This window comes from Limnospira sp. PMC 289.06 (genome assembly GCF_032350395.1).
GTDB lineage: Bacteria > Cyanobacteriota > Cyanobacteriia > Cyanobacteriales > Microcoleaceae > Limnospira > Limnospira platensis.
The window spans coordinates 21,114-28,396 of the sequence record NZ_JARPLC010000062.1; the positions used below are offsets into that span (position 1 = coordinate 21,114).

Consider the following 7,283-nt stretch of genomic DNA (forward strand, 5'->3'; position numbering starts at 1 on the left):
TATTGCCAAAAGGCATTAGACTATCCTAGGACTGGTATAACTATGGTGATTGGCGATCGCATAATAGCCGGAACCAGATCAACGATTAGGGCTAAAATTGGAAGGTCGGGAAATGAACTTAACCACTGTTGGGAATGGAAAATATCGAATTGATAGCATTTTAGGTCAGGGAGATTTCTGCATTGCCTACAGGGGGACTAATCAGGTAACAGGTCAAATCGTTGCCATTAGAACCCTTGACCCGAACCTAGACCCTGATCAAAATATCCCACAACTGCGACATCAATTTATGGCGATCGCTAAACGTTGGAGTCGCTGTCAGCATCCCAATTTAGTCGGGATTATAGACTTATTTGATGAACTGGGCTTCCCATTTTTAGTTATGACCTATACTCCCGGTCAATCTCTACAAGAGTATCTAAAAACTCAGCCCCCCCTACCCGTCCCACAGGCTATTCACTACATTCGCCAAATCGCATTAGCCCTACAAGTAATTCATCAACAAGGACTCATTCACTGTAATCTGCAACCGGCTTGCATTATTAAGCCGACCGGGAGTAATTCCGTGATACTTAGTGGTTTGGGAGTAGGTAGTCATCTCAAACCTGATCAACTCAACCGCTATATTTATAACCGTCCCCTCTGCGGTGGATATGCCGCCCTTGAACAATATCTTCCCAATGAACAACCTAGCCCAGCCACAGACATCTATGCACTCTCAGCCCTACTATACTATCTATTGACTGGGGAAACACCCCTAGAAGCGCCCCTATGTGCTAACCAACTCACAGGGGAATTAATCGGTGTCGAAAAACCATCACTGCGAAAATTGCACCCAGACTTAAACCCAGACGTGGAAGAAGCTGTGCGCTGGGGATTAGAGATCCAAGCCTCAAATCGTCCCTCTAACATATCCGAATGGTTGAATATCCTCCCTACCCCGGAAAAAGCCCTAATTATCAGGGAACCTGTGGTCAAAGTCCCCTACCAAAACCATAACCGAGAAACACAGACTAGCACCCAGAATACCCCTAATGATAATTCTGCCACCTCAGCAGGATATCATCGGCAACAATCTTCTACCAAATACATGAGGCGATCGCCTGTTCCGAAATGGGGGCTATTCCTAGCATTTTTCCTCACTTCTATGATCTCCGGTTGGTTAGGGTTTGCAATTACGCGCAGCTATAGTCAACAATTAGCTACCCGACCCAGCGACAGCTATTTAAAATCCGAAAAAGAGCCACGCCTGGTCATAGATCCAAATTCCCCTATCTTTGAGACACCCGCCCTAGTGGGAGAAAATCAGGAATCGGACTTAATTAGTGATCAAGACCTGGAATTATTGGGCGATGGGAGTACCAATCTAGCAGAACTTATTAAAGATGTCGCTTTTCAACCAACGACCGATGATGATCAATATCTCTACAATGGTTCTGGAGGCATCACCAGTAGGGATGATTATGCTGATCAAGCCTTTCCTGAGTCCCCTAGTTCATCCTATTGGCAGAATTACCCAGCCCTAGAACCTCTACCAACTCAGAACTCTCACGATGATCATACCCACAACCGCCCGACAGAAGATTATGGCGATCGCATACCTGCTAGACGTTCAAACCAGACCACTATTGACGACTTTCGACCTTCTTATCCCCTAGAGTTACCAGAGTTAGCACCAGTTAACCCTGACATTCTCAACAACTCACCTCTCGATCGGGATTTACCTACCACCTTACCTCAACGGCAGGTTCAGGATGATTATGATCAATGGTTAGACAATCAACTGCGTGAGAGCGATCGCCCCCTTGAGGACGAAAACCCAAAACGTTGGGATGAGTTTGTACCCCCAAGACCAAGCCAACCCGATTGGGAATTATCCCAGTTTTTCACTTCCAGACCCCAGGGATAATCAGCTTCCACATCAAAAAGCGCGTGCATATGAGAGGAACCGCGTTATAATTTGTTACGGAACTTAGCAAAACTTTTATATGAGTAAGCCATCTGTTCATTCTTTCTTTGTGGGCCGCGCCTTAGCCGAAGGACTCTATGAACAAATCGAAAACATCTTGTCCAATGGCTTGAGTGAATTAGGCAAATTTGATGCCGAACAACGGGAGAAACTCCGTGATTTCACCAATCAGGTCATCCAGAAAGCCGATTCTGAGGCGGAAAAACAGGGTATCAATCAAATGGCTGATAATAGTGGCTTTGGTTCCGAATCAGTTGATTTACAGGAAACTATCGACGACCTCCGGGCGGAAATTGCCCAAATGCGATCGGAGCTACAGCGTTACCGCAACCAAGCCTAAGTGCAGACTACTGCCATACATCCTGTCATACATCCTTAATTAAACCCATTGATTAGCTGGAAACGCAATTTTGGAAACGCGAGTGTCTGTTCCCCTTGATGAGTCAAATCATCCCTACCGGAACCATGAAAATATCCCACCTAACCCAGTGGCTTCAGCCACTCCCAAACCCTATGGTGAAAAATCCTACCGTTGGAACCGTAAACATTATTCCCGTCAACGGCGATTTGTTGACATTTGGACCTTTGTTATCCTCTGGCTGGGGTGGCTGTGGAGAGACAGCAAACAATGGAGTTACATAGGTGGTTACACCGAAGACAAAAAACTAACCCGAAAGAGACAGCAGGCTATCTGGGTCAGAGAAAGCCTCCTAGACCTGGGACCTACTTTTATCAAATTAGGTCAACTTTTCTCTACCCGTGCTGACCTCTTCCCCGGTGAATATGTCGAGGAACTTTCTAAACTACAGGATCGTGTCCCCGCTTTTCCCTATGAACAATGTCGGGAAATCATCGACCAAGATTTTGGTAAATCCGTTGAGCAACTATTTCGTAACTTTGACCCGGTTCCCCTAGCCGCCGCCAGTTTGGGCCAAGTCCACAAGGCTCAACTCTACTCCGGTGCTGATGTGGTGGTCAAAGTCCAACGACCTGGACTTAAACAGCTATTTGAGGTCGATCTGGCTATTCTCAAAGGTATTGCTCGCTATTTCCAAAATCATCCTAAATGGGGTCGAGGGCGCGACTGGCTGGGAATTTATGATGAGTGTTGCCGAATTCTCTGGGAGGAAATAGACTATCTTAATGAGGGTCGCAATGCTGATACCTTCCGGCGTAATTTCCGCCATTGTGATTGGGTTCAGGTTCCTAGGGTTTGTTGGCAATTTTCATCCCCACGGGTGCTGACTTTGGAGTACCTTCCCGGGATTAAAATTAGTAACTATGAAGCCCTGGAAGCCTCCGGTTTGGACCGGAAACAACTGGCTCAAATGGGTGCTAAAGCCTATTTGCAACAACTCCTTAATGATGGCTTTTTCCATGCTGACCCTCATCCGGGTAATATTGCCGTTAGTCCCCAGGGACAACTAATCTTTTATGATTTCGGTATGATGGGGCGGATTACTTCCAATCTGCGGGAAAAGCTGATGGAAACCCTTTTTGGCATTGCTAATAAGGATGGCGATCGCGTCGTGAAATCCCTCATTGAAGTGGGGGCTTTGGCTCCTACTGGGGATATGAGTCCCGTGCGGCGCTCCATCCAGTATATGCTAGATAATTTCATGGATCAACCCTTTGAGGAGCAATCCATTGCCGCTATTAGTGATGATCTCTATGAGATAGCCTATGACCAACCCTTCCGCTTTCCGGCTACATTTACTTTTGTGATGCGTGCTTTTTCTACCCTCGAAGGGGTCGGTAAAGGCTTAGACCCGGAATTTAATTTTATGGAGGTGGCACAACCTTTTGCCATACAACTTATGTCTAATGGAAATGGCTCCCAAACAACTAATAGTATCATAAATGAAATCGGTCGTCAAGCGGCTCAGGTGAGTTCCACCGCTTTTGGTTTACCTAGTCGCATTGAACAAACCCTTGATAAATTGGAACAAGGAGATTTGAGAATGCGGGTGCGGGCGACGGAAACCGATCGCCTCCTGCGCCGGGTCGGCAACGTGCAAATGGGGACTAACTACGCTTTGTTAGTGGGGGCATTTACTTTATCGGCAACACTACTGTTTATTAGTGATAAAGTGTGGTTAGCCCTTGCGATTGCCTTTTTGGCTTTGCTGATGGCAGTTGTTTTGATACGGCTGATTAGACAAATCAATCGCTTTGATAGAATGCTTTAGGTATCAGATATCAGGGGTTGTGGAATGGGCGACGTGGCTTCCTCGGGATGACACCCAAGCCCAACCTCAACCATGGTATCCTGTCATCGGCTAATCGGCTATCACTTAACCAATGCGATCGCTGTGTCATAAGCCGTCCAACTCAACAGTTGAATAGGTGGAGAGGGCTAAAAAAGTGCCGGGGTGAAAGTACCTGCTTTTCATATTTTCTCAGATAACTTGACCCAATAAAAAGGTCAAATTAAACCTAGGTTATTCATGCCAAAAAACCACCTGTAAATCCTATGGTAACTATGTCATCTAAAAAATGGGACTCAAGATATTAAAATTTTTCTAGCTAAAAAAACTGATATTATTAAAGGAATTTTAGCTCAGTCCAAGCGTCCCGTCAAAGATGCTACTGCTGTTAACTCAACTCGCTGGTATCCTATGGAATATAGAAATCACTCTCAGTTTCCCCCCCTCACTAATCAGAGTACCGATTTGATGCTAGTCTGCACGGAGGAGGATTTATGAAACGCTATTTCGCGGGTTTGACTGATACGGGAAAAGTCCGCACTGTCAACCAAGATGCCTATTACATAGACCAGGAAGGACGGTTTTTTATCGTCGCTGATGGTATGGGTGGTCATGCTGGGGGTCAAGAGGCTAGTCAAATTGCCACTAAAACTATCACAGAACATCTTAATGCTCATTGGGATTCTTCCGATCCTTCCCAGGTATTACTCAAGGAAGCCTTTATAGCTGCTAACCGCGCTATCCTTGATGACCAAATCTCCCATCCTGAACGTTCTGATATGGGGACGACAGCAGTGGTGGCTTTGTTTCGTGACGGGCAGTCCTGGTGTGCTAATGTGGGAGACTCCCGCCTCTATCGCCTACGGGGACATACGTTAACTCAAATTTCGGAAGACCAAACTTGGGTGGCGCAAGCGGTTAAACGTAAGGCTATATCCCCTGATGATGCGCGGGTACATCCCTGGCGGCACGTTTTGTCTCAGTGTTTGGGACGGGAAGATTTATCTCAAATTGATATTTTTCCCATGGAAATTCAAGCGGGCGATCGCCTATTATTATGCAGCGATGGCCTGACCGAGGAGTTACCAGATTCTATCATTGCTAATCAGCTTAAATCTATTCGCGCCTGTGAGGCGGCGACTCAGGCTTTGGTTGATGCGGCTATTGACAGGGAAGGTAAAGATAATATCACCGTCATTGTGGTGTTGATCAATGAGGACGATTAATTAGGCTTCCATGACTATTGTTATTGGTCTGATCAGCGGTACTTCTGTCGATGGTATTGATGCGGTTTCAGTACGTCTGAAAGGATCAACTACTGATCTACAAGTGCAATGTCTCGCTAAGGCTACTTATCCCTATCCCCCTCAACTGCGATCGCAAATTTTAGCCCTGTGTGGGGGTGCATCCATTTCTGTGGCTGATTTAGCCAGTTGTGATGATGCGATCGCTGTCGAATTTTCTCGGGCGGCTTTGAATATCCAACAACAATCACCACCGGCTGAGTTAATTGGTTCCCACGGTCAAACCGTTTATCACCGACCCCCCCACCCCGATGCCACCATTCCTTTGGGCTATAGTGTACAACTAGGGCGACCAGAGGCGATCGCTCATCAAACCGGTATCACTACCGTTGGTAATTTTCGCCTCTCTGATATCGCCGCCCAAGGAGAAGGCGCGCCCCTTGTTCCCGCTGTCGATGCTTACCTCCTCCGTCACCCTCACCTCTATCGCTGTATTCAAAATATCGGCGGTATTGGCAATGTTACCGTTTTACCTCCCGCAAATATGACCGGATCACATCCGGTGCGGGGATGGGATACTGGACCTGGTAATGCTTTACTAGATTTGGCCGTCGCATATCTATCTGATGGTCGCCAAAGTTATGATATAGACGGCGCATGGTCCCATCGTGGTACTCCCTGCACTCCATTAGTCCAAAAGCTGATGGAAGACCCCTTTTTTCAGACTCCGCCGCCTAAGTCCACCGGACGGGAATTGTTCGGAACTGAATATCTCCAAAAATACTTACACCAGACTCAAGTCTATAATCTTTCCCCAGCCGATATTCTCGCCACCTTAACAGAACTTACTGCTGTTTCCATTACCCACAGCTATCGCCATTTTTTGCCCCAATTACCCGATCAAGTCCTCCTATGTGGCGGCGGATGCCATAATCGCTATCTCCGAACCCGCCTAGAACAGCTTTTACACCCTATCCCTATTATCACCACCGCCGATGCTGGAGTTGATCCTGATTTTAAAGAAGCGATCGCTTTTGCTGTCCTCGCCTATTGGCGCACCCTCGGCATTCCTGGTAATCTACCCGAAGTTACAGGCGCTCGTCAATCTGTCCTGTTAGGGAATATTTTTCACCCTCATCGCATGATTGGGCTATAATAACCCCAGTTGGTGCAAAATGGCATCTGCTCAACAGTTTCCCGACCACTAAGTAACAAATTAGTGCTGTGGCTCACACTTTTTTAATGGAACCTGGTCAGTGGCTGGTGGAAGGAACCTGGCTAGATCGTAATCAAGCGCCTATCAGCGTTCGTGGTAAAACATTAGTTGCATGGCATCAGAGTCAGTGGTTCAGTCTGGTGACTAAGTTGGTGTTTCCAGGAAGCGATCGTGATGACATCATTTTGCAGTATCGAGGACGACTCGACAACAACGAACGTCAGTACACCTTTTTAATGCAGCATAGCACCTTCGGTAAGGTCGAAGGCGAAGGCTTAATCAGTCCCTCCCTAATTGTCCAGCGCTTTTGGGTACTTGGGGATGAACGCCAGCGACGCAGTGGCTGGGAAAGTTTCCGCCGCTTTGACAATAATCGATACTATTATTCTAGTGGCATGATGGCCGGTCATCATCTCAATCTCTCCAGCATCATGGAAGCTACCTTAGAACGAAAAACTTAAATCGGTATTATTGTCATTTATTAATCACCAAATGCGTGAGGGTGGGCTGATTAATATGGTCGTTGAGAGGCGAGGTCATAGGGGAGGCGCGCCACTACAATTATTAATTAATCACCCGGTGGGTGGGTGAGTGAGGGCGGGTTTATTCATATGGTCCTGGGGAATTGAGAATTGACACCAGAACCT

At 46.8% G+C, this 7,283-nt stretch carries 6 protein-coding genes; all 6 read left to right on the forward strand.

The window, feature by feature from the left end; translation table 11 throughout:
* Nucleotides 1-112: 112 nt before the first annotated feature.
* The 6 genes from P5674_RS13930 (at nt 113) to P5674_RS13955 (ending at nt 7,097) form a co-directional block, all read left to right on the forward strand.
* Entirely contained in the window at nt 113-1,909 is a 1,797-nt protein-coding gene (locus P5674_RS13930; protein WP_006617516.1) for a serine/threonine protein kinase, read from the forward strand.
* A 79-nt stretch (nt 1,910-1,988) separates the two neighbouring features.
* A complete protein-coding gene (locus P5674_RS13935) occupies nt 1,989-2,309 on the forward strand; it encodes a DUF6825 family protein (protein WP_006617515.1) in 321 nt (106 codons plus the stop codon).
* A gap of 82 nt (nt 2,310-2,391) precedes the next feature.
* On the forward strand, nt 2,392-4,158 hold the full coding sequence (locus P5674_RS13940) for an ABC1 kinase family protein (RefSeq protein WP_014276850.1): 1,767 nt from the start codon (nt 2,392-2,394) through the stop codon (nt 4,156-4,158).
* A gap of 512 nt (nt 4,159-4,670) precedes the next feature.
* Nucleotides 4,671-5,402 carry a PP2C family protein-serine/threonine phosphatase gene (locus tag P5674_RS13945; protein ID WP_006617513.1) on the forward strand — a complete coding sequence of 244 codons (732 nt, stop codon included), beginning with the start codon at nt 4,671-4,673 and terminating at the stop codon, nt 5,400-5,402.
* Between the two features lie 10 nt (nt 5,403-5,412).
* Complete coding sequence (locus P5674_RS13950) at nt 5,413-6,576, forward strand: anhydro-N-acetylmuramic acid kinase (protein ID WP_006617512.1); 1,164 nt, start codon at nt 5,413-5,415, stop codon at nt 6,574-6,576.
* A gap of 68 nt (nt 6,577-6,644) precedes the next feature.
* Entirely contained in the window at nt 6,645-7,097 is a 453-nt protein-coding gene (locus P5674_RS13955) for a hypothetical protein (RefSeq protein ID WP_006617511.1), read from the forward strand.
* Nucleotides 7,098-7,283 lie beyond the last annotated feature (186 nt).

Coding starts and splice junctions, on each gene's coding strand:
- P5674_RS13930 (WP_006617516.1), top strand. CDS start 113: ATGAACTTAACCACTGTTGGGAATGGAAAATATCGAATTGATAGCATT.
- P5674_RS13935 (WP_006617515.1), top strand. CDS start 1,989: ATGAGTAAGCCATCTGTTCATTCTTTCTTTGTGGGCCGCGCCTTAGCC.
- P5674_RS13945 (WP_006617513.1), top strand. CDS start 4,671: ATGAAACGCTATTTCGCGGGTTTGACTGATACGGGAAAAGTCCGCACT.
- P5674_RS13950 (WP_006617512.1), top strand. CDS start 5,413: ATGACTATTGTTATTGGTCTGATCAGCGGTACTTCTGTCGATGGTATT.